This window comes from Streptosporangium roseum DSM 43021, from assembly GCF_000024865.1.
Taxonomy (GTDB): Bacteria; Actinomycetota; Actinomycetes; order Streptosporangiales; family Streptosporangiaceae; genus Streptosporangium; species Streptosporangium roseum.
This window is the reverse complement of sequence record NC_013595.1, coordinates 1,548,946-1,573,367: the sequence shown is the minus strand read 5'-3', so window position 1 is coordinate 1,573,367 and position 24,422 is coordinate 1,548,946. Positions and strand designations below refer to the sequence as shown.

18 protein-coding genes and 1 pseudogene are annotated in these 24,422 nt (G+C 71.5%); 5 read left to right on the top strand and 14 right to left on the bottom strand.

The genetic code is table 11. The annotated features are described in order from the left end of the window. Positions 1–212 precede the first annotated feature (212 nt). Both SROS_RS07150 and SROS_RS07145 read left to right on the top strand, forming a co-directional pair. On the top strand, positions 213–536 hold the full coding sequence (locus SROS_RS07150; RefSeq protein WP_012888226.1) for a YbaB/EbfC family nucleoid-associated protein: 324 nt from the start codon (positions 213–215) through the stop codon (positions 534–536). Further along, a complete protein-coding gene (locus SROS_RS07145; RefSeq protein WP_012888225.1) occupies positions 533–2,152 on the top strand; it encodes a hypothetical protein in 1,620 nt (539 codons plus the stop codon). Before SROS_RS07150 ends, SROS_RS07145 begins: the two co-directional genes overlap by 4 nt. Before the next feature lie 113 nt (positions 2,153–2,265). Here SROS_RS07145 and SROS_RS07140 read toward each other — a convergent pair whose 3' ends face one another. The 6 genes from SROS_RS07140 to SROS_RS07115 all read right to left on the bottom strand — a co-directional run bounded on the left by SROS_RS07140 (position 2,266) and on the right by SROS_RS07115 (position 10,188). Beyond that, positions 2,266–3,723 carry an aldehyde dehydrogenase (NADP(+)) gene (locus SROS_RS07140; RefSeq protein WP_012888224.1) on the bottom strand — a complete coding sequence of 486 codons (1,458 nt, stop codon included), beginning with the start codon at positions 3,721–3,723 and terminating at the stop codon, positions 2,266–2,268. 164 nt (positions 3,724–3,887) lie between these two features. Then, the gene (locus SROS_RS07135; protein ID WP_012888223.1) at positions 3,888–5,474 is read right to left on the bottom strand and encodes an acyl-CoA synthetase; all 1,587 of its coding nucleotides are present in this window, start codon (positions 5,472–5,474) and stop codon (positions 3,888–3,890) included. 20 nt (positions 5,475–5,494) lie between these two features. Beyond that, positions 5,495–6,646, bottom strand: coding sequence for a thiolase domain-containing protein (locus SROS_RS07130; protein ID WP_012888222.1), 1,152 nt, complete (start codon positions 6,644–6,646; stop codon positions 5,495–5,497). A gap of 5 nt (positions 6,647–6,651) precedes the next feature. Next, complete coding sequence (locus tag SROS_RS07125) at positions 6,652–7,671, bottom strand: thiolase domain-containing protein (protein WP_012888221.1); 1,020 nt, start codon at positions 7,669–7,671, stop codon at positions 6,652–6,654. Beyond that, a complete protein-coding gene (locus SROS_RS07120) occupies positions 7,672–8,559 on the bottom strand; it encodes a Zn-ribbon domain-containing OB-fold protein (protein WP_012888220.1) in 888 nt (295 codons plus the stop codon). It abuts the gene before it with no gap. Positions 8,560–8,610: 51 nt separating this feature from the next. After that, the gene (locus SROS_RS07115; RefSeq protein ID WP_012888219.1) at positions 8,611–10,188 is read right to left on the bottom strand and encodes an acyl-CoA synthetase; all 1,578 of its coding nucleotides are present in this window, start codon (positions 10,186–10,188) and stop codon (positions 8,611–8,613) included. A 360-nt stretch (positions 10,189–10,548) separates the two neighbouring features. On the opposite strand from SROS_RS07115, the gene SROS_RS07110 reads away from it, so the two are divergent. Continuing rightward, complete coding sequence (locus SROS_RS07110) at positions 10,549–11,364, top strand: crotonase/enoyl-CoA hydratase family protein (protein ID WP_012888218.1); 816 nt, start codon at positions 10,549–10,551, stop codon at positions 11,362–11,364. Here the strand turns inward: SROS_RS07110 and SROS_RS50785 are convergent. The 5 genes from SROS_RS50785 to pgfA (SROS_RS07085) form a co-directional block, all read right to left on the bottom strand. Further along, positions 11,349–11,492 (bottom strand): hypothetical protein, encoded by a 144-nt coding sequence (locus tag SROS_RS50785; RefSeq protein WP_169369266.1) that lies wholly within the window; start codon positions 11,490–11,492, stop codon positions 11,349–11,351. The two genes, SROS_RS07110 and SROS_RS50785, sit on opposite strands and share 16 nt — an antisense overlap. 290 nt (positions 11,493–11,782) lie before the next feature. Continuing rightward, positions 11,783–12,157, bottom strand: a complete 375-nt coding sequence (locus tag SROS_RS07105) for a hypothetical protein (protein ID WP_148268975.1) — start codon at positions 12,155–12,157, stop codon at positions 11,783–11,785. Positions 12,158–12,333: 176 nt separating this feature from the next. Next, a complete protein-coding gene (locus SROS_RS07100) occupies positions 12,334–12,708 on the bottom strand; it encodes a hypothetical protein (protein ID WP_012888217.1) in 375 nt (124 codons plus the stop codon). A gap of 731 nt (positions 12,709–13,439) precedes the next feature. Continuing rightward, positions 13,440–14,552: an NAD(P)H-dependent flavin oxidoreductase gene (locus tag SROS_RS07090; RefSeq protein ID WP_012888215.1), complete on the bottom strand. Its 1,113-nt coding sequence runs from the start codon at positions 14,550–14,552 to the stop codon at positions 13,440–13,442. 79 nt (positions 14,553–14,631) lie between these two features. Beyond that, positions 14,632–15,549 carry a cell envelope lipid trafficking protein PgfA gene (gene pgfA, locus SROS_RS07085; protein ID WP_012888214.1) on the bottom strand — a complete coding sequence of 306 codons (918 nt, stop codon included), beginning with the start codon at positions 15,547–15,549 and terminating at the stop codon, positions 14,632–14,634. Between the two features lie 117 nt (positions 15,550–15,666). Here pgfA (SROS_RS07085) and SROS_RS07080 point away from each other — a divergent pair, with 117 nt between their 5' ends. Beyond that, positions 15,667–16,914, top strand: a complete 1,248-nt coding sequence (locus tag SROS_RS07080; protein WP_012888213.1) for an acyltransferase family protein — start codon at positions 15,667–15,669, stop codon at positions 16,912–16,914. Then, positions 16,911–17,678, top strand: a complete 768-nt coding sequence (locus tag SROS_RS07075) for a class I SAM-dependent methyltransferase (RefSeq protein WP_012888212.1) — start codon at positions 16,911–16,913, stop codon at positions 17,676–17,678. Before SROS_RS07080 ends, SROS_RS07075 begins: the two co-directional genes overlap by 4 nt. A 33-nt stretch (positions 17,679–17,711) precedes the next feature. Here the strand turns inward: SROS_RS07075 and pgfA (SROS_RS52720) are convergent. The 3 genes and pseudogenes from pgfA (SROS_RS52720) to SROS_RS07065 form a co-directional block, all read right to left on the bottom strand. Next, positions 17,712–18,596: pseudogene (gene pgfA, locus SROS_RS52720) on the bottom strand (cell envelope lipid trafficking protein PgfA); the annotation flags it as partial. After that, on the bottom strand, positions 18,593–20,383 hold the full coding sequence (locus tag SROS_RS45755; protein ID WP_012888210.1) for a hypothetical protein: 1,791 nt from the start codon (positions 20,381–20,383) through the stop codon (positions 18,593–18,595). The pseudogene pgfA (SROS_RS52720) and the gene SROS_RS45755, both read right to left, overlap by 4 nt. Beyond that, complete coding sequence (locus SROS_RS07065; RefSeq protein WP_012888209.1) at positions 20,374–24,411, bottom strand: alpha-(1->3)-arabinofuranosyltransferase; 4,038 nt, start codon at positions 24,409–24,411, stop codon at positions 20,374–20,376. The genes SROS_RS45755 and SROS_RS07065 overlap by 10 nt, the downstream gene beginning before the upstream one ends. Between the last annotated feature and the right edge of the window lie 11 nt (positions 24,412–24,422).

Below are 24,422 nucleotides of genomic sequence, written 5' to 3'. Positions count from 1 at the left end.
ATCACTTCCGAACTCACGGACATGATCGACTATTGGCCGCCCCCCTGCCTCCCGGCTGGGCCTGGGCATTTCCGGAAGATCACATACTTAGGCTAGCCTTACCTTGCTGAGTAGGGCGGACGGTCAGACGCGACTTGGCGACCCCCGGCAACCGAAGCCGCCCGCCACCTGATGCGCCCGGAAGCGGCCATCGGGCTCTGAGAGGAGAGCACGTGGAACAATCCCGGTGGAACGACGATCTCGACATCGAGGTCCAGCTGACCAGGGTCAACGAGGAGCTGCGGTCCGTACGGCTCGACCTGGCCAAGGTCGAGGGTCAGGCCGAGGCGGCCAGGGGGCTGGTGACCGTACGGGTCGGGGCCGACTGCCGGATCCGCGACCTCAAGCTCGACCCCCGCGTGATGCGGCTGCCGTCGGCGGAGCTCGCCGAGGCGATCAAGGAGGCCGCCAACACCGCCGTCGACCAGGTGGCGGGCCGGGCGAGAGAGATCACCGCCGTGCTGACCGGCGAGGCGTCCGAGGGTTACACGCGGTGACCGCGAGCCAGGGGTTCGCGGTCACACCGACCAACCTGACGCGGGCGTCGAACGGAGTGGACGCCCTGATCGGCCGGGTGGACGAGGTCGGGAAACTCGCCGGCGAGGCCACCCGGCAGCTCTCCGGTTTCCATCCGTGGGGGCTGCTCGGCGAGATCCATCTACGCGGTTCGTGCACCTCGCTGATGGAGGAGTTCTCCGGCCATCTGCGCGCCATGCGCGCGGGGTTCGAGGGCGCGGGCGAGCGTCTGGCGAAGACCGGCGTCACCTACGCCGCCGCCAATCCGGTTGACGAGACGCTCCTGGAGATGCTGGCCGCGGCGGCCGCGCGCAAGGAGATCAAGCCGGAGCCCATCAGGGAGCTGAACCCGGCCTCGCGCTTCTATCGCGACCACCGGATACTCAACGGCCTGATCACCTTCGCGCCCTACCCGTTCGGCCTGTTCGGCACCACCGTCATGGACGGCCTGCGCCTGTACGGCGACATCGCCAGCGACGACAAGTTCAACATCGGCTCGGACCTGGCGGTGTTCACCCAGGACGTGATCGCCACCTACTTCAGCGTCCGCAGCGCCCCGACGCTGATGAGATCCGACCCGCTCGGCTATCTGGTGTCCACCGGCTGCCGGTTCCTGATCAACGCCCTCTACTGGGTGAAGTGGGCGGCCGACTGGGTGACCGGCGACCCGATCGCGACCGGGCAGGCCGCCTACAACTACGACAGCATGGCGACCAGCGTGCGCGGCCTGGCGGAGGACCTGGAGCAGGCGCTGGCGTCGGCCTACAGGGACGGCGACTGGCAGGGCGAGGCGAGCGAGGTGGCGCGGGAGCGGCTGGCGGTCTTCGGCCGGGGCATCGCCGAGACCGGCGACATGGCCAACCGGGTCGCCGCGATGCTGCAACTGGCGACCGCGATCATCGGCGCGGTCGAGGGGATCGTCAGGGGCATCATCGGCGACCTGATCGTCTGGGCGATCAGGACGTGGTTCAGTGCCTCCATGCTGGCCCCCGCGACGGCCGGGCAGTCGGTCGTGGCCGCGGCCGAGGGGATCAGCGTGGCCTCGGCCGCGTCGGCGGGCCGGGTCCGCGCGGTGCTCGACCAGGCGGTGTCGTTCATGCGGCGGCTGTCCGCGCTGATGCGGCGGGCGCTGGCGGCGCTGGCGCACGGCAGGAACCGGGCGTTCACCTGGCTGCGCGGCACCCCGTGGGGTCACAGGAACCTGGAGTTCACCTTCGGCTCTCGCTACTACGACCAGATCGTCAGGGCCGACGCCGGGGCGGCGATGGGGGCCAGGCTGACCAGGCGGGACTACGCGGCCAGCTTCAGGCAGCAGACCAAACAGCTCTCGATGACGAACCTGGTCAACGCGTTCGGCTTCTGGGGGTACCGCACCGACAAACGAGGCGTGCCGTACCCGGACGGGCGGCAGAAGCTCGCCATCCAGCGCTACGTGATCAAGGACAGGAACGGTGAGACGAACAGCCTGACCGCCTACCCGGCGCCGCTGGCGTACACCGCGATCTACGCGCTGCCGTTCGCCCGCGCCTGGCAGTACCGCGGGCGCGCGGGCGAGGAGGTGTCCGCCGCCCAGATCGACGCCGACCTCTCCCTCTGACCCTCCGGCGCTCTGTTCCTCATCGGAAGCGCGGATCCCCGCCCGGGTCAAGAGGGCTCAAGCCAGGACACGTCACCGCGTGGCTCTCGGTCCGGGACGCCGCCGTCGCGGGACTACCGGTCCAGGACGCCGTCGACGCGGCGCGGGATGCCCAGCGGGTTGTCCTCGCGCAGTTCGGGCGGGAGCAGCTCGGCGGGCCAGTCCTGGTAGGCGGTGGGGACCAGCCAGCGGCGGATCGCGGCGGCGCCGACCGAGGTGTGGGCGGCTGCCGTACTGGCGGGCCAGGGGCCGCCGTGGTGCATCGCCCAGCGGACGGCGACCCCGGTCGGCCAGCCGTTCCAGATCAGCCGCCCCGCCTTCCTGAGCAGCACGTCGGCGACCTCCCGCGCCTCCTGCGGGTCCGTGGCGTGGACCGTCGCGGTGAGCGAGCCCTCCAGGCGGTCCAGTACGGCGGGCAGCTCCGCCGGGTCGGCGTAGGTCACCACGACCGCGGCCGGGCCGAAGCACTCCTCGGCGAGGGCGGGAAGATCGTCGGCGAACGTCGCGAGGTCGGTGGTGAACACCTGGGGCGTCACCCCGAACGCGCCCTCGCCGGCCTGCCCCTCGGCCAGCGGGGTGAGCTTGCCGAGCCGGGCCACCCCGTGCAGGAATCCGTCCCGGATCCGCTCGGTCAGCATCGCGCCGCCCGTGGTCGCGGCGACCGCCTCGGCGAGGGAGGCCAGCAGCCCGGCGTCGTCGGGCACGAACAGCAGCCCGGGGTTGGTGCAGAACTGGCCGGTGCCGAGGGTCAGCGAGGCGGCGAATCCCTGGGCGAGTCCCTCGCGACGGGCCGAGGGCAGCACGACCACGGGGTTGACGCTGCCCAGCTCGCCGTAGAACGGGATGGGGTCGGGACGCTCGCCGATCAGGGCCTGGATGGCCTTGCCGCCGGGGATCGACCCGGTGAACCCGACGGCCGCCACGGCCGGATGCCCGGCCAGCCGCCTGCCCGCGTCGATCCCCCGGACCAGGCCGAGGAGCGCGGGGTCGGGCAGGGCGCTCCGAATGACCTTCTGGGACAGCTCCGACGTGCGGGGGTGCCCGTCGTGGGCCTTCACCACCACCGGGCACCCCGCGGCCAGGGCGGAGGCGGTGTCGCCGCCCGCCACCGAGAAGGCGAACGGGAAGTTGCTCGCCGCGAAGACGCCGACGACACCGGGCAGCGGGTGGTTCATCCGGCGCAGGTCGGGGGCCGGCGGCTCGGCGGTCGCATGGTCGATCACCGCGTCGACGTGGCTGCCGTCCCGCAGCACCCGGGCGAAGAGCCGGAACTGCCCGGCGGCCCTGCCGACCTCGCCGCGCAGCCGTACCTCGCCGAGCGCCGTCTCGGCGTCGGCCGTCCGCCACAGGTCCTCGGCGTTCCGCTCCAGCGCCGCGGCGACCGCGTCGAGCACGGCGGCCCGCTCGGCGGAACGCCATGCCGGGCCGGCGGCGTGCGCGGCCAGGACGACGGCGTCCACCTCCCCGTCCGATGTGGGGGCGACGGGGTCGCCGACGGACTCGCCGGTCCGGGGGTCATATGAATGGAGCAACGGAAAAGCCTTTCGTCACCGGAGGCGGCCACGCCGGGACACGCGGGGCCACCCCTAACGGTAAGCGCTTTCCCCAGCAGAGGCCAACCCTCTCGGGGCGAGGTGGGCGTCGGCGAGCACTGTCCGAGCCCTGCTGCCAGGGGCCGGCCCGCTCGGGGGCGGGGTCAGCCCTGGGCGGCCTGGGCGGTCTCCCTCGCCCAGCGGTAGTCGGCCTTGCCCGCCGGAGAACGGACCATCTCGTCGACGAAGGCGAAGACCCGGGGCACCTTGTAGCCGGAGAGCCTCTCCCGGCAGTACGCGTCGAGCTCCTCCGCCGACGGCCCCGCGTCGGGACGGAGCTCCACCACGGCGGCGACCCGGCTGCCCCAGCGCTCGTCGGGGATGCCGGTGACGACGGCGTCGAAGACCGCCGGATGCCCTTTGAGCACCGCCTCCACCTCCTCGGGGAAGACCTTCTCCCCGCCGGTGTTGATGCAGACCGAGCCCCGGCCGAAGATCGTGATGGTGCCGTCCTCCTCGACCTTGGCCATGTCGCCGGTGAGCAGCCAGCGCACGCCCGCCCGGTCGGTCACGAAGGTCCGTCCGGTCTTGGCCTCGTCCTTGTAGTAGCCGAAGGCGATCCGGCCGCTCTTGGCGACCGTGCCCAGCTCGCCCCCACCGGGCTTGACCGGCTCCAGGGCCTCGTTCAGCACGACCAGGGCGGAGGCGGGGTTGGACTGGAACCGCTGACCCGACTCGGGCGAGGAGCCGGGGACCGCCGAGGCGGTGTAGCCGGACTCGCTGGAGCCGAAGCTGTCTATGATCATCCGGCCGGGGAGCAGCTCCTGGAGGCGGTCGCGGACGGAACCGGTCAGGATGGCGCCGGTGGAGCTGATCACGACCAGCGACGACAGGTCGTAGGAGCCCGCGGCGATCTCGTCGGCCAGCGGGCGGGCCATCGCGTCGCCGGTGAGGTTGACCGTGAGGACCTTCTCCCGCTCGATCGCGCGGAGCACCTCGGCGGCGTCGAACTTGCGGACGTAGACCATGGTGCCGCCCATCCACCAGGCGATGAAGGTGGCCATCTGGGCCGCGCCGTGCATCAGCGGCGCCGCCGCCATCATGGTCAGCGGCCCGGAGGCCGTGGCCGCCTCGATCACCTCCTCCGGCGTGGCGCGCGGGTCCCCGTAGGGGTTGCCGCCGCCGAAGGCGAAGAACAGGTCCTCGGCCCGCCACATCACTCCCTTGGGCATCCCGGTGGTGCCGCCGGTGTAGATGATGTAGACGTCGCCGCCCGACCGCTCGGGGAACCCCCGCGTATCCGGCCCGCCGGCCAGCGCCTCCCGGTACGGCACCGCCCCCTCGACCCGGGACGGGCCGCCCACGGCGATCAGGTGCCTGAGCTCGGGAGCCTGCGGGGCCACGGCCGCCACCCGCTCGTCGAACTCCACGTCGAACAGCAGTGCCACGATGTCGGAGTCCCGGTAGAGGTAGAGCAGCTCCGTCTCGACGTAGCGGTAGTTCACGTTGACCGGCACGGCCCGGATCTTGAGGGTGGCCAGCAGTCCCACGACGTACTCGACACCGTTGTAGAGGTGGATCCCGACGTGCTGCCCGGCCCGCACGCCCGCGCCCGTCAGGTGGTGCGCGAGCCGGTTGGCCTCCGCGTCCAGCTCGGCGTAGGTCAGCCGGTCGCCGCCGCAGACGACGGCGGCGCGGTCCCCGATCGCGTCCGCGAGCCCCTCGAACAGATCTGCGTGGTTGAACTCCATCGGGCCCTCCTGGGGGGAGATCAGGGTCTGTCGCTGCCGACCATCCACATCGCGAAGAACTGGGCGCCTCCGCCGTAGGCGTGCCCCAGGGCCCGCCTGGCCCCGTCGACCTGGTGCTCCCCCGCCATCCCCCTGACCTGGAGCGCCGCCTCGGCGAACCGGATCAGCCCGGACGCGCCGATCGGGTTGCTCGACAGCACCCCGCCGGAGGCGTTCCACGGGATGTCGCCGTCCAGGGCCGTGGCCCCGGACTCGGTGAGCTTCCACCCCTCCCCCTCGGCGGCGAAGCCGAGGTTCTCCAGCCACATCGGCTCGTACCAGGAGAAGGGCACGTACACCTCGGCCACGTCGATCTCCCGGCGCGGGTCGGTGATCCCGGCCTGCCGGTACACGTCGGCCGCGCAGTCCTTGCCGCCCTGCGGGTTCACGGTGTCCCGTCCGGCGCGGAAGATCGGCTCGGAGCGCATCGCCGTACCCAGGACCCAGGCGGGGGTGCTGTCGGTGATCTTGTCCCTGGCGGACAGGACCATCGCGCACGCGCCGTCGGAGGACGGGCAGGTGTCCAGGTAGCGGATCGGCTCCCAGAGCATCGGGGTCGACTCGACCATCTTCAGGTCGATCCCGGGGATCCTCAGGTGGGCGTAGGGGTTCTTCAGGGCGTTGCGCCGGTCCTTGACCGCCACCAGGTGGCCGATGTGCTCGGGAGCGCCGGACCTGCGGATGTACTCGCGGATGTGGGGGGCGAAGTAACCGCCCGCGCCGACCACCAGCGAGGCGCTGAACGGCGGGTGCGTGGACAGCGCCCAGGTCGCGTTGGACTCCGACTGCTTCTCGAAGGCCACCACCAGCACCCGGTCGTGCACGCCGCCCTGGATCAGCGAGGCCCCGACCAGCGCCGTGGACCCGCCGACCGAACCGGCGGTGTGCACGCGCATCATCGGCTTGCCCGCCGCGCCGAGGGCGTCGGCCAGGTATGCCTCCGGCATCATCACGCCCTCGAACAGGTCGGGCGCCTTGCCGATGACGACGGCGTCGATGTCCTTCCAGGTCAGGCCCGCGTCCTGAAGCGCGCGCAGCGCCGCCTCGCGGACCAGCCCGGCGATGGAGACGTCCCGCCGCTTGGTCGTGTAATGGGTCTGGCCGACCCCGATGACCGCGCAGGGATTACCCATGATGATCAGGCCTCCATCACGGTGACGAGGTTGTGCTGCAGGCAGGGGCCGCTGGAGGCGTGCCCGACGGTACGGCTCGCGGCGCCGTCCAGGATGCGCTGGGCGGCCTCGCCGACGCGGATGAGGCCGGTGGCCATGACCGGGTTGGCCGCGAGCGGCCCGCCGCTGGGGTTGACGACCGTGGTCTCGGGGAGCTCCAGAGCCTGGCGGAGGATCGGCTCCTCGTGGCTGAACTGGGCGTGGAGCTCGGCCACGTCGACGTGACCCTTGCCGACCCCCGCCGCTCGTGCGGCTTCGGCGGCGGAGGCCGACCGGGCGAGATCTCTCATGCCCAGGTAATGGGGTTCTATGCGATGGGCGATGCCCGTGATCCAGGCCGGATGCTCGCACAGCTCCCTGGCGAGGTCCCCGGCCGCCAGCACCACCGCGGCGGCGCCGTCGGTGACCGGGGCGATGTCGTACGGCCGCAGCGGCTCGACCTCGAAGGCGTCCCCTTCGGGGTCGGGCAGGTCGAGGGCGTGGGGGTTGGCCCGGCCGTCGGCGCGGCTGCGCCGTACGATCTCGTCCAGCCGGGCGCGGTCGACCTTGGCGGCCGAGGCCTGCAGCGCGGCGTAGGAGACCTGGTCGAGGCCGAGCGGGGCCAGGTAGTAGGGGTCGAGCTGGAGCGTCATGATCTCCCGCAGGTCGCCCTGGGAGGTCTTGCCGAACCCGTAGACCAGGGCCGAGTCGACGTCGCCGTGCTGGAGCCTGACCCACGCCTCGTACAGCGCCCAGGCGGCGTCCATCTCCACGTGGCTCTCGGAGATCGGCGGCCAGGCGCCGAGCGCGTCGAGCGCCGAGACGAAGGAGAACGGCGCGCCCGCCAGGTAGTCGCACGAGCCCGAGCAGGTGAAGCCGAACTTGCGCAGCCCCGTCTTCTCCCTGACCTCGTCCAGCGGGGGGAGGATCAGCTCGGACTCGCTCTGTCCCTGGTCGGTCGCGCTGTGCCGGGTCTGCGCGAACGCGACGACCGCTATCTCACGCATCTACAGCTCCGCGTCCGGCTCGCCGGTGGGGGCGAACCACTTGATGTTGGTCATGGACGCCGTCCGCTCCTCCTCGGGAACCCACACGGCCCGCACGCGCATGCCCTGCCGTACCTCGTGGGCCGGGATCCCGGCGACCAGGGTGATCATCGGAACGTCCGAACCGTCGAGCAGGACGTAGGCCGAGACGAACGGCACCTCGGGGGCGCGCGGGTCAGGCAGGTTGTTGATCGCGAAGGTGGTGATCGTGCCGGTGTCCGGCACCTCGACCTCCTCGGTGATCGCGACGCCGCACTCGGGGCAGGAGAGCCGGTAGGGCACGTAGACCTTGTGGCAGGAACCGCACCGGCAGCCGATGAGAACGCCGGCGGCGACCCCCTCCAGGAAGCGGGCGAGTGCCAGGCCGGGCTTCAGGACGTATTCGGTGCGGACCGGGGACACGATCTTCGTGACCTCCGGGACGAAGCTCTCGATGTCGGTGATCTGCCCGGTGCGCTCGGCCCGCCAGCGGGGACGGACCCGCAGGCCGGGGCGCATGGCCTTGACGTCGCCGGCGTCCACCGCGTGGACGAGCGAGGTGTCGGCCCCGTCCAGCCGGATCAGCGCCCAGGCGAACGGCCGGTCCAGCGGGTGGCCCGGGCGGGGGGCGTGCACCCACGACCAGCTCTCGACCGTCCCGGCCGGGCCCACCTCGACGAAGTCCCCGGTGACGGCGTCGCCGGTGTCGGGGTCGTACTCCAGCGGGGGGACCAGCGTCCGGCCGCCGGCCGTGCGGACCCCGACGAGGCGCCCGTCCCGCAGCTCGGTGAGGAACCGCCCGATCACCGGCCCCGTCGTGCGGGTGTAGCCGCCGGGGAACTCCAGCACGTGCCGCGCTTCGAGCGTCATCGGCGCTCCCCCCGCCGCGCCGGCGCGCGGCCCTCTTGGTCGGTGGACGTCTCAGATCGCACGGTCTCGCCCTTCCCAGTACGGGTCGCGCAGCTTGCGTTTGAGGAGCTTGCCGTTGGGCTCGCGCGGCATCTCCTCGATGAAGTCGATGGACCTGGGCCACTTCATCTTCGACAGGCGGCCCCTGAGCGACTCGATGAGCTCGGCGGCCAGCTCGGGCGAGGGGGCGACGCCGGGCGCGGGCTCGACCACCGCCTTGATCTGCTCGCCCCACTCCTCGTCGGGGATGCCGAACACCGCCACGTCGGCGATCTTCGGGTGGACCATCAGCTCGTTCTCGATCTCAGCCGGGTAGATGTTGGCCCCACCCGAGATGATCATGTCGGCCTTGCGGTCGCAGAGGAAGAGGAAGCCCTCCTCGTCGAGGTAGCCGATGTCGCCGACGGTGAAATGGTCCTTCAGCCGGTTGGCCTCGGTCTTGGCCTGGTCGCCCTTGTACTCGAAGCGGACGCCCATCATCTTCATGTAGATCGTGCCGGGGGTCCCCGCGGGGACCGGCTCCAGGTTCTCGTCCACGATGAGCAGCTCGCTGATCGGCCAGGCCGTGCCCACGGTGCCGGGGTGCTTCTTCCAGCCCTCAGGGGTGGCGATCGTGCCGCCGCCCTCGGTCGCGGCGTAGTACTCGTAGATGCAGTCGCCCCACCACTCGAACATCGCCCACTTGACCGGGACCGGGCAGGGCGCCGCGGCGTGGATCATCCATTTGAGCGAGGACAGGTCGTACCTGCCCCGCACCTCCTCGGGGAGCGCGAGCAGGCGCTTGAAGTGGGTGGGGACCATGTGCGAGTTGCTGACGCGGTACCGCTCGCAGAGCCGGAGCGTCTCCTCGGCGTCCCATCGGTCCATGTAGACGAGCGTGTGGCCCATGTGCAGGGCCGTGCCGCCGAACTGGGTGACCGCCGTGTGGTAGTTCGGCGAGGTGACCAGGTGGGCGTTCCCCTCACCCGGGGTGATGCCGAACAGCGTGAGCAGGAACGTCATCAGCTCGGCCGCGTCGTCCGGGTCCAGGCCGTTGAGCGGCCGGCGCACCCCCTTGGGCTTGCCGGTGGTGCCCGAGGTGTAGTGCATGGTGGCGCCCGCCGTACGGTCGGCGGGGGCGGTGGCGGGCCTGCCGTCGGTCAGCTCCGAGGCGGGCCGTACCCCCTCCGCGGACCCGAGCCGCCGGAACTCCTCAAGGCGCCCGAACGCGAAGACGCGGTCGCGGGCGATGCCCGACTCCGTGACGCCGCGCAGGCCCTCCTCCGCGTATCGCTCGTCGACGAAGAATGCCTGAGCCTCGCTGTCGGCGACGATGTAGCCGATCTCGGGGCCGGTGAGGTGCCAGTTGACGGGCGTGTAGTACCACCCCGCCTGGAGCGCGGCCAGATAGAGCACCAGCCCGTCGGAGCCGTTCGGCACCAGGCCGCAGAGGCCGTCGCCGGCCTTGAGCCCCAGCTCCCGCAGGCCGTGCACGAGGCGGTTGGCACGGGCGAGCAGGTCACCGGCGCGATGTTCGGTGCCGTCCGGATCCACGGCGGCGATCCACTCCGGATCGGCCTGCGCAAGTCTCCAGAAGCCGAGCGTGCCCATCGGAAATCCTCTCTTGTCGAAAGGCCCCGATCGCCGAAGTGAATCACGTTCTCGATATCGCGAAAAGACTCTGGCGGTGCGGGAGGGATGGAACAAGAATCTGTTCTCGTACGCAGGGGCAGACTAACCTGGTCGAGACGTACCGAGCAAGCGCTTGATTTAGCCGGCGGACCGCGACGCGGCCCCGGCCCCTCCCTTGCTCCACCACCTTGAATCAGCGGAGCCGATCGGACAAGACGACTCCCCCTCCGGCGCGACGCACGGCGACCTGGCGACACGGGGCGCGGCGACCTGGCGACACGGGGCGCGGCCGATCTAGGATCGCCTAACAAGCGCTTGCTAAAGCAACGGAGGTCGTCCGTGGAACTTCTGCCGATCAGCACGCCGCACTGCCGCGTCGAGCGCGACGGCCACATCGTCGTCGTGACCATGGACCGGCCCGAGGCGAAGAACGCGCTCTCCACCGACATGCTGGTCGGGCTGGCCGACGCCTGGGCCTACGTCTCGGACGAGCCCGAGGTCCGCGTCGCCGTGCTGACCGGCGCGGACGGGACCTTCTGCGCGGGCGCCGACCTGAAGGCCATGGGCAGCCCGTCGGCCGACCCCCGGGTCCGGAAGCGCGCCTCGGAGATCCCCGACTTCCACTGGAAGGGACTGCTCCGCGACTCCGCCGCGCTGCCCGCCAAGCCGATCGTCTGCGCGGTCGAGGGCTACGCCGTGGCCGGCGGCACCGAGCTGCTCGTCGGCACCGACCTGCGGGTCGTCGCCGAGTCGGCCACCCTCGGCCTGTTCGAGGCCCGCCGCGCCCTGTTCCCGATGGGCGGCTCCGCGATACGGCTCCCCCGCCAGATCCCCTACGCCTTCGCCATGGACATCCTCCTGACCGGCCGGTCCGTCACCGCCCGGGAGGCGCTGGAGATGGGCCTGGTCAACCGGGTCGTCCCGGACGGCCAGGCCCTGACCGCCGCCCTGGAGATCGCCGCCCAGATCGCCGAGTGCGGGCCGCTCGCCGTACAGGCCATCCTGCGCACCTACCGCGAGACCGTCGGCCTGCCCGAGGCGGAGGCGCTGAAGGTCTCCGACGGCATCGGCTGGCCGGTGATCGGCTCCGAGGACGCCAAGGAGGGCTCCCGCGCCTTCAGGGAGAAGCGCCCGGCCGTCTACCGGGGCGCGTGAGGCACGGCGCCGCTGCGGTGCTCGAACAACTCCGGAACGCGAGGGCCGGCGAGGGCGGTCCCGGCGATCCGTTCCGCGATGGCGGCGTACATCCGCAGCGGGTCGGGCGACGGCGCGGCGACCGTCACGGCGGGCAGGGGGCAACTGGTGGGGGAGGGCCTGGGAGCGCCGTTGCGCCATACGCAAGGCGACGTAGCACCTATGCCGAGCACGGCTCCATTACCCACTGTCGGTGGCATCCAGTAAGAGCAGAAAGCCATCGGGCCTGGAACGCCCGGAGATGTTGAGACCGTTCGCCGACACGGCCTCGATAAAGCGACCTTGCTGCTACCGATAGCGTTTGACCTGCCCAAGTCGTCGGCTTTACGGAGAGGGCGTAACCGAGCCTGCGCGACGTCACGGCAGGGAGGAGAGAGAATCAGCTGTTACGGAGCATCTTTTCGCCGCCGAGCGCGAGAAGCAGGAACATGTCGAACTGATGCAGATTCGCCTTGTCCATGCGTCGAATCGCGTCAATTCCCGCTCTGGCAGTGTTGACGTGGCCAAGTGCTCCGGAGCGAGTCGCATCGAATGCGGGATCATAGTCAGCCCCGTGCCGCGCCTCCTGAAGCTCGCTGAACGCGCTGGCCAAAACTTCGAGATCCAGAGGCACCGCCCCTGTGGCGGAGTCGACCAAAAGAAGTCTCACCACAGCCGGAGGCGTGCGGCCGGACGCGGCGTCCTCCACCCAACGGGCCGCCTTCTTGAAGTTACCGTGGGCGTACCACCGGCCGATGGCCTGCTGATGCCCCACCGGGCCGGTTCGAGCCGCACGCCGGGAACCGTGTTGTACAAGCTCATAGAAGAGCGCGTAGTACGCGGTAGACGTCGCGCGCCTGAGGTAAGCGGTGCGAGGACGGCCACGGCCTGCCGTACGGCCGGCGAGTGTGTCGGCGAGGTGGAGGTGGTCTTCCGCCTTGAAGTCTCGCCTCACTGCCCGCCCTGCTGATCTTCGCGTAAAGCGCGATCAATGGCGGTCGTGCTGTCGTATTCCGCCATATCGTCCGCGCGCTCCCGGTCCTGGAATTCCTGCTCGGTGAAGAGCGTCACATACACATACTCATCCAGATTCTTTTCGGCCGCGAGCCGGTTCACCTGCCGACGAAACGAATGGGTCAGATCGGCCGGCCAGCCTCCCTCACCCACCCCCTCAACAACGAGCAGGGCCCTGAGCGCCGGCTCCCCGTCCGCGTCGATATAGGGCTCGACCGACGCCTTCCTGATCGACAACGCGTCAGGGGTTTCCAACCCTTGTATCGCTCGCTCCAGCTCTTTCAACATCTCATCCTGGCGGTTGATGCTCATGGTGCCCATCCTCGCACCCCTAGACATGATCAGCGCGGAGGCTCCGGGTGCTCATGGTGCCAGTCCTGCGTGATCAACCGCTGATGTTTCCGCAGAAGGCTCACCAGATGCCTCGTCGGGTGACGAGTGCGTGAATGCGCTGACCGTTGGGATCGCCCCGGAGACCGGGAGAGCCTCTCCGAGGAGAACCGGGACCCGCCGATGATGACGACGGGCTGGGTCGGTGCGCGTTCCTACCGCTTGAACCAGCGGGTCGTCTCGGGACGTAACAGCAAGAGGAGCACGAAGACCGCCAACGCGAAACCGACCACGATGACGCTGGTCAGACCGGATAGGACGAACGTGCCGTAAGCAGCGAGGACACCGCTTCCACGGCGATCGGCCCTGCACTGGTCGGAGAGATACGCGTCAGCTACGGTGATCGGCCCTGAACGGTCCCGCACGGATTGCTTCAGCGTCAGCGGGATCCATGGGCGGCCCGAGAGCGAGCGGCTACGGCCCGCACGCCGTACGGCGAGACAGTCTGGCGCGGAGGTGGGTGGGTGTTCCGGCCGGCTTGTAAAAAAGCGCAACCACCGCGCCCGCCAGGCCGGAGGCCTGAAAAACGAGACGGTAACTGCGACGGCCGGCCGGAACACCCACCCACCGCAGCGCGAACGGCGAAACCCAGAACACCCACCCCGGAAACACCTCAGGAACAGCGGAACCCCCAGCACAGCCGCGCCGATGCCCTATTCCTGAGTAAGACGCCCCAGGCGTTCGGTGGCCTCGATGTACTGCTCGACCATCGTGAAGACGACGTCCTTGGCCGGCCTCACCTGGTTCATCGTCCCGATGATCTGGCCGGCCGGGAAGGTGGCCAGCTCGGCGGCGTCGGACCGGCCGATCCTCCGCAGCGCGTCGGAGACCAGCATGAACTGCAGCGGCATCGGAAGCGTCCCGGGCGAGTCGGCGGCCTCCCAGGCGTCGGTCCACTCGTTCTTGAGCAGCCGGGCGGGCTTGCCCGTCCACGAGCGCGAGCGCACGGTGTCGCGGGAGGTGGCCTCCAGGATGCGCCGCCTGGCCATCTCGGGGGTGTCGGCCTCCTCCACGGTCAGCCAGATGGACCCGGTCCACACGCCCTCGGCCCCGAGCGCCATGCCCGCCGCCATCTGGCGCCCGTCGCCGATGCCGCCGGCGGCCAGCACCGGCACGTCCACCGCGTCCACGACCTGCGGGATGAGCACCATCGTGGAGATCTCACCGGTGTGCCCACCCGCCTCGGTGCCCTGGGCGACGACGATGTCCACGCCGACCTCGACCTGCTTGACGGCGTGCCTCGGGGTGGACGCCAGCGCCGCCACCTTCACCCCCCTGGCGTGGGCCAGCTCGACCACGTCGGCGGGCGGCGGGCCGAGGGCGTTGGCCAGCAGCGCGATCGGGTGCCTCAGCGCCACCTCGACCTGTGGCCGGGCGGTGGCGTCGGTCCAGCCGAGCAGGACCTTGCCGGCGTCGGAGCCGGACAGCTCCGCGACGCCGTGCGCGGCCAGCAGGTCGTCGACGAATTTGCGGTGGCCGTCGGGGATCATCCCCTGGAGCCGTCCCACCAGGTCCTCGGCGGAGTCGACGCCCATGTCGGCGCCCTCGTAGGAGGCGGGCATGACCACGTCGACACCGTACGGCCTGCCGTCGACGTGGTCGTCGATCCACTTGAGCTCCATTTCGAGCTCTTCCGGGGTGAAGTAGAGGGCGCCGAGGACGCCCATCCCGCCGGCGCGGCTGACCGCGGCGACGACATCCCGGCAGTGGCTGAACGCGAAGATCGGAAGCTCGATCCCGAGCATGTCCGTGACACGTGTCCGCATGCGCCCACGGTACGGCCCGCGCCCAGCAAACTGCAACGCGTTCTAGTCTAGAACATTTCGTCGGTGCCGCCGGGCCCGGTCAGGACCTGCCGCCGCCCCGGGTCACGACGAACCCGGCGACCAGCAGGAGGGCGCCGACCAGCAGCAGGACGAGCGGGATCGTCACCTTGAGCATGGTGATCTGGCTCTTTCCCTCGGTGGCGTTCTCCACCAGCTCGTTGACCGTCTCCGGGGTCATCTTGGCAGTCGCCGCGAAGGCGATGATGCTGTGGGCGCCGTCCTGGGTCTTCAGGACGTCGTGGCGCTGCTGCTCCTGCTTGACCGGCGAGCCGGTCGTGGGCTCGATCCAGTACGTGTTCTTGCCTTCGTAGAACCGGTCCACCTGGACGTCGCCCGTCGTGTCCGCAACCCCCATGATCGAGGCGGGGGCGGTCCGGGTCTCGGTCTTCGTCGAAGGCGCTATCTGCTCGAACTTGTAGGCGGTCAGGCCGTTGACGTTCTCCTCGCCGACGAACTTCGCGTCGAACGCCATGCCGGCGGTGGCGTTGAAGACCTTGTAGGTCGTCTTCTCGACGTCGAAGGGGAACTTGTAGATCTGCCCCTCAAGCTTGCTGGGCTTCTTGTCGATGTTCACCGCGCAGCAGTTGACGCCCTCGCCGGTGTACTTGTTGAAGGCGCTGCGCCGCTCGTTCAGCGCGATCATGGGGTTCTCGTTGGTCACGTCGTTCACCGAGGTGACCTCGTCCCACACGACCCGGTCGCCCTGGGCCTGGGACACGTCTCCGCGCGTGGTGACGGTGATGCCGAGGTCTCCGGTCATCACCTTGAGATCCCTGGCGCTGAAGTACTGGGCCCCCTCCGCTGTCAGTTTGGAGATCCCGTACTGCGCGGCCGGAGCCGCGATCAGGCTGCCACCGATCTGGAACCGCACGAGCGGCGCCAGCACGATGAGAAACGCCCCGACGGCTAACAGGACTACTCCGACGACCCGGCGCATCGATCCTCCCAGGACCCTCTATGCAGGAAATCAAGGGGCGATATGTACTGAATCAACTAGCTACTGGCCGGTATGTTAGTGCGGCCAGTGACGTGCGTCACCGAGGGATGCGCAAACGTGACCGAAACAAGTTCTACCTCAACGGCGTCTCCTGCGGTCGACGGCCACCAGGACGCGCTCGACGGCATGCGCGCCGTCGCCGCCTTCGTCGTCCTGCTGTACCACGTGGCCATGGAGTCGGGCGAGGCGCTCAAGGAGGGCTTCGGCGGAGCGCTGCTGTCCCGGGGGGACGTCGGCGTTCCGATCTTTTTCATCCTGTCCGGAATGCTGCTCTACCGCCCCTTCGCCGCGGCCACGATGTCCGGCGCGCCCGCGCCGCGCACCCGCACCTACCTCCGCAAGCGTGGCCTGCGGATTCTCCCCGCCTACTGGCTGGTCGTCGTGGTCGCCGTCCTCGTCTGGTCACGCGATCACGTGACGGACGCGGCCACCTGGCTCTACCTGCTCCTGCTGGGCCAGAACTACAATCCCGACCCCTGGTGGTTCGGGCTCGGCCCCAAGGGACTCGCCCAGATGTGGAGCCTGTCGGTGGAGGCGAGCTTCTATCTCACGCTCCCCCTCATGGCCCTAGCCCTGGACCGGTACGCGCGCGGGGCGGGGCCGGATCCCGTCGCGCGGGCCCGCCGGCTGCTCGCCGGGCTGGCGGCGCCGGCCTCGATCTCCTACATCTGGACCGTGTTCTCGTTCGTCCCCGTCTACCAGCCGCACCTGAACATCTGGCTCCCCCGCTCGCTGATCTACTTCGCCGGCGGGATGGCGCTGGCCGTGCTGACGCTCTGGGCACGCGCCGAGCCGGAGGGACCCGCCGCGCGGGCGGCCCGCACGATCACGGCCTCCTGGGGGTCGTGCTGGCTGGTGGCCGCCCTCACCTTCGCCTTCGCCGCCTCACCGGTGACCGGGGTGCGCTTCCTGGGGCTGGAGACTCTCTGGACCGGCCTGTTCGAACTGGTCCTGTACTCGATCGTGGCGCTGTGCCTGGTGGCGCCGGTCGCGCTGCCGGCCGGCCGGGAGACGTCGCTGCGCTCCTTCCTCGGCAGCCGGATCATGCGTTACCTCGGCAGGATCTCCTACGGCGTCTTCCTGTGGCAGTTCGTCGTGCTGTTCCTCTGGTACGAGACGACCGGCCAGCGGCCCTGGAGCGGCAACTTCCCGATCAACCTGGTGGCCGTGACCCTCCTAACGGTCGCGCTGGCCGACCTGACCTACCGGTTCGTCGAGGAACCGGCCCGCCGGCTCGGCTCGCGCCGTCGCCCGGTCACCCGCGCAGTAGAGCGACCTTCGGCAGTGAGGATCTCCGACCGATGACCAGCACCTCGTCAGGGAAGCCGGCGGAGCTTCCCGGCCCGTTCCGCGCGGACCTGCGCCGCTCGATACGCCTGTTCAGCGCCTTCCGCAAGGAGCAGACCGACCCTGACTTCTTCTACGGGCTGCTGGCCGCCGACACGGTCGCCCAGTTGGGCGCCTACACCCCGCTCGACGGCAGGCTCGTCCTGGACGTGGGCGGCGGCCCGGGATACTTCGCCGACGCCCTGCGCCGGGCGGGGGCGCGGCCGGTGTGCGTCGACTGCGACGCGGGCGAGATGAGCATGCGGGACGGTTCTCCCCCGCGGGGCGCGGTGCTGGGCAGCGCCCTGGACCTCCCCCTCCGCGACGGCTCGGTCGACGTCTGCTTCTCCTCCAACGTGCTGGAGCACGTGCCCGACCCGTGGCGGATGACCGGCGAGATGGCCCGGGTCACCCGGCCGGGCGGCCTGATCTACCTGTCGTTCACCAACTGGCTCTCCCCCTGGGGCGGTCACGAGACCTCCCCCTGGCACTACCTGGGCGGCCACCGGGCGGCGCGGCGCTACCGGCGGCTGCACGGCAGGCAGCCCAAGAACGTCTACGGCGAGAGCATGTACGCCGTCTCGGTGGGCGACGCGCTGCGCTGGGCCAGGACGTGCTCAGCGGTCGACGTCGTCGACGCCCTGCCCCGCTACCACCCGGGCTGGGCCGGCGCCGTGATCAGGATCCCCGGCCTCCGGGAGATCGTCACCTGGAACCTCCTGCTCGTCCTGCGCCGCCGCTGAGCGCCGGCGCCGGCCCGGCAGGGCACTCGCCGCCAGCATGACCGCCCCGAGCCCGGCCAGAACCGCCGGGGCGGTCGTCTCGACCGCCCGCGCCCAGGCCGCGAAGTCCCCGGCGACGGCGGCGAACAGCTCGACGTCCTGCTCCGCCGTACGGAACGTCGCGTCGAGGACGACCAGCCGCTCCTGGTCGTCGGCGGTGCGCAGGGTCTGGCGGATGTGCTCCTCGACCCGGATCGGCAGCCCGCTGCGGGGCTCGACCCAGTAGACGCGGGAGGTCTCCGCGAACCTGGCGACCCGCACGGCGCTCCCGGGAAGCCCGAGGATCCGCCCCGGGAGCGGATCCGCCACGTCCTCCATCCTGACCGGCGCCGTGTCCTGCTCGTAGCGGTGGACGCGCAGCCCGCGCACCGTCTGCTCGCCGGTGTAGCGCATCCGGGTCTCCCGCAGCGTGACGGGGTCGAAGAAGGGATAGGCGACCGGCCGGGCGTCGATCGGCCACCGGAAGGCGAGGCCCGCCTGCCGGACCCCGCGGCGGGCGCCGACGTACTCCTCGCAGCAGCTCCTGCTGACGCCGGTGCGCCGGTCGAAGCCGACCTTCCGTTCCTGGTAGTCGATCCGCGCCCCGGAGCGGTCGTTGGTGGTGGTCAACTCCGTCCAGACCGCGGTGTCGCCGTCCCCGGCGAAGGGGTCGGCCTGCAGGATGGCGGTCCGGTAGACCGGCTCGCCCACCCGGAGCCGGAGGGTGGCCCAGTCGAAGTAGGTGGCCCCGGCCGCGCTCAGGTGGACCGTCGCGGGGTACGGCTCGCGCGGGTGGAGCGCGCTGTGCGGGTAGACGTACAGGCGGAGCAGCGCCGCCAGGATCAGCGCGAACGAGCCGGCGGCGACCAGCGTGACCTGCCTGCCGTGCGGGGTCCTCATGGCGATGGGACGGCCTTTCCGACCTTGACGTCACCCATGCACACCTTGGCGTCGGAGGCGATGCCGATGATCTCGATCTGCCGTGTCCCCTCCGGGAGCGGCAGGTAGAGCTGGCTGAGCCCCGGGGGCAGCGCGATCCTGTGCTTGTCCGCCCCGGCGAGCACTCCGACCTCGGTCCGGCCCGAGGTCCAGGTGCCCAGCCGGGCCAGCTCGCCGGCTCCGGGAAGGGGCACCGTGATCCGCCCCTGCTCGCGCGGCCAGCAGCCGCCGGGCGGATCCTGCTTGGCGCCGTCGACGTCCACCGGCCGGAGCCGGCCCTCCCCGTCGAACACCAGCCCGTCCGTCGCCGGCGGCGGCGTGCGCATCAGCCGCCGCCGCTCCTCGTCCGCCAGCGGTGACAGCAACCGCGAGGTGCGGCCGTACTCGCCGTAGCCGGAAGAGAGCATGAAGCCGGGCACGGCGGAATCGAAGATCACTCTGTGCCGGTCCACGGTGGACAGCGCCTCGCGTGCGGCGGCGAGGTAGGCGGACTTGTCGGGGGCGCCGAGATGCCCGAGGAAGGCGTTCAGGGAGACGAGCGAGGCCACCGTGAACCCGCCGACGACCACGCCGCCCGCCGCGTACACGACCTCCGCCCTGGGCAGCGGCCGCCGGTAGGGGGCGGTCTCGCCGAGGAGCGGCAGCGTGAGGAGCCCGGCCACCATGGCCGCGACCGGCAGGGCGTCGGCGATGTAGCGGGTGTCCATGCCGAGGAAGCCGCCCACCAGGTAGACGCGCCCGTACAGCGGCGGCGGCACGTCCGCCAGCAGCACCCAGCCCAGCAGGATCGCCCAGGCCGCCAGGGCGCGGCGCCGGTGGCGCAGCGTCACCCAGAAGAGCCCCGCCACGACCAGCGCCGACAGCGCGACCAGCCCCCAGGGGGGCGCGGCGAGCGCCCGGTCCGGCCCGGCGAACCAGGTCCACGGGCCGCCCAGCGCCGTGGTCAGGAGCGTACGGCCGAACAGGTTCCCCACGAAGCCCAGCCCGTCGGAGAGCGTGGGGAGCCCGCCGATCTCCGGGGTGCCGGCGGAGCGCACCAGGTAGAACCCGGCGAACGCGGCGAGGGTGGCCCCGTGCGCGAGCCACACCCGCCCGTGACCGCGCAGTCCCCCGAAGTAGGCCCAGGTGAGCGCGGCGAGCAGCAGGGGGATGACGGCGGCCTTGACGAAGAAGAGCATGCCCAGGACCGTCCAGCCGAGCGCGGCGGCGGCATGGCGGCCCCCACCCGTGCGCAGATGGCGCACATGCGCGGTGACGGCCATCGGCAGTGCGATCTGCAGCGGCACGGTGTTCAGCGCGGCCGCCCACCAGGTGAGCACGGGCACGGAGGCGGGCGCGAGCGCCCACAGCGCCAGCGGCGCGAGGATCAGCGGGCGCCGGCCGAAGAGCGTGACCAGCATGGTGTAGACGGCGAGCCCGGCGAGCGTGTGCGCGGCCACGACGATCGCCGCCACCACCGTCCAGTCGTACGGCGCCAGCCGCGTCACGACCCAGTCGACGGCGAACCCCCCGGGCATGAACTGCCCGAGGTAGAGCTCCGTCAGCCGTACGGGGTCGAACCCGGACTCCACCGACCTGGCCGCGTAGGCGAAGTCGTCCTCCTTGAAGAAGGCCTGGGCGACGATCACCGCCTTGAGCGCCGCCTGGACCAGCAGCATGGCGAGCGCGGCGAGCAGGGTCGCGCCGCCGTACCGCGACACCGCCCCCTTGCCCGGACGCGCCCGTTCCGGTGTCTCGATCAGGTCCATGAATACTCCGGGGTCGATCCGGAATCGGATGCGGTCGCGGCTCGCGGAGGTGTGAGCTCCTTCAGGTCGGGCCGGGGTGCCGCCGCGGGCAAGCCCGAGGCCAGCAGGCCGAGCGCCGCGAGCGTGGCCGACTGGCCGACCTGCTCCGGAAGGCCGGCGGCCAGCGCGAGACCGGCGGCGGCGGCGAGCACCGCGGGCGCCCAGGGGGACCGGATGACGGTGACGGTCCCCTTGACGCCTCCCTCCGCGATGTATCTGGCCCTGGCCACCCGCTCGGCCCAGACCATGAGGAGCAAGGCCGGCAGGACCACGGCGACGCCGGTCAGGCCGTCGGCCCAGAATCCGAGCACCGGCGCGACCAGCAGGGCCGAACGCGGAGCGGCCGGACGGGCGGGGGCCCAGCGGATCCGGCGCCGCGCCGGCCAGAGCGCCAGGGCCGCCACGGCCAGGGCGAGACCCGCGCCGGCCAGCAGCGCGGTGCGATAGGCGTCGTCCGGGGTGTAGTGCATGGTCACCGTGCCGGAGAGGCGGGCGGGCAGCAGCCACGCCTGCCGCCAACCGTCGAGACGGACCGGGATGAGCTCCCGCCCTCCGGCGGTGGCCCGCCAGCCGTCGTTGAAGTTCTCGTTCACCACGAGGTAGGAGACCTCGGAGGTGGCGACCCGGACCTGCCGGGTGCCTGCCTCCCAGCGGGCGACGTCGACCGGCGCCATGGTGACCGGCGCCGCTCCGGCCCGGTCGCCGTTGATCACCACCGACCGCACGCGGAACGGGTCCTCGTGCCCGGCGGTGACGCGGGCGCCGCCCGGCCCCACCGCGACGGGCTCGCAGGCGCGGTAGGAGACCTCCCGGCCGTTGAGCACGTCACCGAGCGTGCCCTCGACGATCTCGGTGGGCACGCCGTTGCCGCCGACGGTCAGCGCGGGCCCGGACCCGCAGGGCAGCTTGAGCGGGAAGGTGTCCAGGTCGGCGACGGCGGGGACGCCGGGGATGGAGACCTCGACGAGTTCGAGCGGCCGCGAGACCGTCGTCTCGAATTCGAGCTTGAGGCTCCTGGCCCGGACCTCGGCGATCCGCAGCCAGCCGTCGGAGCCCGGCCAGCCGGACCTGACGGCGCCGGAGCCGGTCCTGACGGTCACACGGACCGGCGGCAGGCCGAGGTAGGAGTCGGGGAAGCGGAGCTTGATCCGGGAGATCGCCCTCTCCCGTCCCAGGTCGACGGTGAGCGCCGGTCTCCGGTCGAGGGGATCGGCGTACCAGATCGTGCGGTCGTCGCCGTCGAAGGCGGCGCGGCCGAGGACGGCCGGATGGTCGACGGCCGTGGACGAGGCGCTCACCTTGGGATAGGACTCGGGCAGCGTCACCAGCCGCTCGGCCGTCGCCGGGTCGGTGAGCAGGGCCCGGCCGCTGATCTCCCATTCGCCGGTCTCCGGAGTCGCCACCTTGCGGTCGAAGCCGTACCCGTCCTCTCCCTGGACCTCCAGGCGATCGTCGCAGGCCCAGGCGAAGGATCCGCGCGCGCAGGGCGAGAGGTCCGCGGTGCCGGTCAGCACCGTGGTCACGGCGCGGCCGTCTCCGACGCCCGGCACCGAGATGGTACGGCCGGGCCGTACCCCCGGCACCGTAATTTCGGACAGTCCCACGCGGCCGCCGAGCGGCCCCGCCTGCACGCCGCCGACCTTCGTGACCCGGATCCGGATCCGGGAGGTGGGCCCCTCCGGCACCGGGAGTCGCTGCGTGTCGGCCGAGGTGACCGCCGAGGTCACCGTGCCGGAGTCGGTCTCCACCGCGACCTCGGTGACCGGCGGGCCGATGGCGGAGCGCTCGAACCGCGCGGTGACGTGCGGCAGCGTGAGCGGCCCGGTGAAGCGCATCTCCCACCACTCGCCGACGGGGCCCCGCCAGCCGTCGGAGCGCCAGCTCGTCCGGGCGTCCCCGTCGACCGCCGCGAACGGCTGGCGTCCCGGGTCGCGGGTCCCCGGCAGCGCGCCGGCCGAACTCTCCGCGGACGAGGCGCTCAGCCCGGCGATGCCGGTGTATTCGGCCGTCGAGGTGTACCGGTCCCACGCGGGGTCGGTCAGGTCGGCCGCCGCCGCCGCTCTGCGGGGGTTCTCCGACTCCGTGAGGGTGGCCGAGGCCGAGCGCCGCAGGTCGCTGAAGACGTTCTCCCGGCGGCGGAGCGTGTCGGTGACGATCGTGTCCCCGGCCGGTATCTCGTAGGCCGCCGCGTCGTCACCGACCACCACCGGCCGGTCGTCGTCCAGCAGCCCCTGCTCGGCGAGGGTCAGCACGGCCTCCGGCGCACCGGTGACCCTCGTCGTGCGGCCGGCGGGCAGCGTCCCGGCCCGCATGGGCGTCCCGCCGACCCGGTAGACCTCCAGGGCGTCGTACGGCTGGTCGAGCCAGGTCGCCGCGATGGTGCTCTGCTCCTGGCCGACCTGGGGGCCGAAACCGCGCACCCTGGACAGGCCCGGCGTCTCCTCCAGCGCCTCGTGGACCCTGGAGGGCCAGGCGTCGCCGATCGTGGCCCGGTCGAGGTCGTTGCGGACCAGGACGTAGCCGATCCCCATGCGGCGCAGCGTCGAGCCGAGCCCGAGCGACCCCTTGCCCGCGCCGAACCGCTCGTCCAGGGCCTGCATGAGCCGGGCGATGCCCGGCGAGCCCCACGGGACGTTCGTGTGCGCCGCCCAGCGGACGCCGTCGAGCAGCGGCTGCAGCGGCTCGTCGATGGGCCGGCCCCAGTCGTACTCGCCGCGCCGTGACCCCGGCACGACCAGCACCATCTGATCCGTCGCGTTGGCGTTGAGCCAGCCCACGGCCTCACGCCAGTAGGTGGGCACCTGCCAGAACGAGCCCGCGGTGGTCACCCCCGACAGCGCGACCGGGGCGAAGCTGAGCCCGGCGAGGACGGCGACGCCGGCGCGCAACGGCAGCCGGGCCCGTACGGGGGCGGCGACGAGGGCGGCGAGTCCCAGCGCGACGGGCAGGCGGATCAGCGCGTCGAACTTGTGCAGGTTGCGGAAGGCGGCGAGCGGGCCGTCGAGCGCCTCCCTGGTCAGCGCGGCCATCGGGCCGGCGTGGCCGGCCGAGACCACCGCCACGCCGACCAGCAGGGTGAGCAGCAGGAAGAACCGCTCCGGGGTGCCCCGGCGCGCCAGCCCGGCCAGCCCGAGCGCGGCCACCAGCGAGGTCACCACGATCAGCCATGGCCGGGTCGCCTGGGCGAAGGCCGCCTCCACCCAGGGCCTGCCGTCGGTCTGCAGGAAGCTGAGCCAGCTCGACGTCCCCCGGACGACGTTGGTGAGCGAGGTCACCTGGCTGGTCGCGGCGGCCGTCTCGATGAAGGGCAGGAACGAGAAGATGTGGCTGCCCATGACGAGCAGCGGGGCCAGCCACCAGAAGGCGGCCATCCCGACCAGCGGGAGCCACCAGGCGATCAGCCTGCGCTTGAGGGGACCGGCCCGCCTGGTGAGCAGGTAGAGGAGCGGGACGACCAGGACGGCCAGCTCGGCCGCCGCGTTCACCCCGCCGCACAGCAGCAGCGCGGCGGCCGAGCACGCGGCGGCGCGGCGCGGGGTGGTGTCCCCGCGGGCGCCCCTGATCAGGGGCAGCAGGATCCAGGGGAGGATCGCGCTGGGCAGGAACTCCGAGGAGTTGACCCCGATCAGCGCCTGGGCGTGGGGGGCGAGCGCGTAGGCCAGCCCGGCGAGTATGCCCGCCCTCGGCGAGCCGATGCCCAGCTCCCGGGCCACGCGGACGACGCCGAGGAAGGCCGCGATCAGGACGGATGCCATCCACAGCCGCTGCACGTTCCACGCGGGCATGTCCAGGCCGAGCCAGAGGCTGTAGAAGGGGCCCATCGGGAACAGGTAGCCGTGGGCCTGGTTCTGCAGGTGACCGAAGAACGTCCCGTCCCACAGGTGCGCCGCCCTGGCCAGGAAGCCGACGGGGTTGAGCGCCATGTCGAGCTTGGTCTCGGCGATGATCCTGTCGGGCGCGGTGTTGAACGCGATCGCGCCCAGGAGCATGCAGCCCGCCA

What these genes read in the sequence shown, in the direction of transcription:
- SROS_RS07075 (WP_012888212.1), top strand. Translation starts at nt 16,911, where the DNA reads ATGACCAGCACCTCGTCAGGGAAGCCGGCGGAGCTTCCCGGCCCGTTC.
- SROS_RS45755 (WP_012888210.1), bottom strand. Translation starts at nt 20,383, where the DNA reads ATGGACCTGATCGAGACACCGGAACGGGCGCGTCCGGGCAAGGGGGCG.
- SROS_RS07100 (WP_012888217.1), bottom strand. Translation starts at nt 12,708, where the DNA reads ATGAGCATCAACCGCCAGGATGAGATGTTGAAAGAGCTGGAGCGAGCG.
- SROS_RS07065 (WP_012888209.1), bottom strand. Translation starts at nt 24,411, where the DNA reads ATGCTCCTGGGCGCGATCGCGTTCAACACCGCGCCCGACAGGATCATC.
- SROS_RS07120 (WP_012888220.1), bottom strand. Translation starts at nt 8,559, where the DNA reads ATGACGCTCGAAGCGCGGCACGTGCTGGAGTTCCCCGGCGGCTACACC.
- SROS_RS07130 (WP_012888222.1), bottom strand. Translation starts at nt 6,646, where the DNA reads ATGGGTAATCCCTGCGCGGTCATCGGGGTCGGCCAGACCCATTACACG.
- SROS_RS07125 (WP_012888221.1), bottom strand. Translation starts at nt 7,671, where the DNA reads ATGCGTGAGATAGCGGTCGTCGCGTTCGCGCAGACCCGGCACAGCGCG.
- SROS_RS07115 (WP_012888219.1), bottom strand. Translation starts at nt 10,188, where the DNA reads ATGGGCACGCTCGGCTTCTGGAGACTTGCGCAGGCCGATCCGGAGTGG.
- pgfA (WP_012888214.1), bottom strand. Translation starts at nt 15,549, where the DNA reads ATGCGCCGGGTCGTCGGAGTAGTCCTGTTAGCCGTCGGGGCGTTTCTC.
- SROS_RS07090 (WP_012888215.1), bottom strand. Translation starts at nt 14,552, where the DNA reads ATGCGGACACGTGTCACGGACATGCTCGGGATCGAGCTTCCGATCTTC.
- SROS_RS07135 (WP_012888223.1), bottom strand. Translation starts at nt 5,474, where the DNA reads ATGGAGTTCAACCACGCAGATCTGTTCGAGGGGCTCGCGGACGCGATC.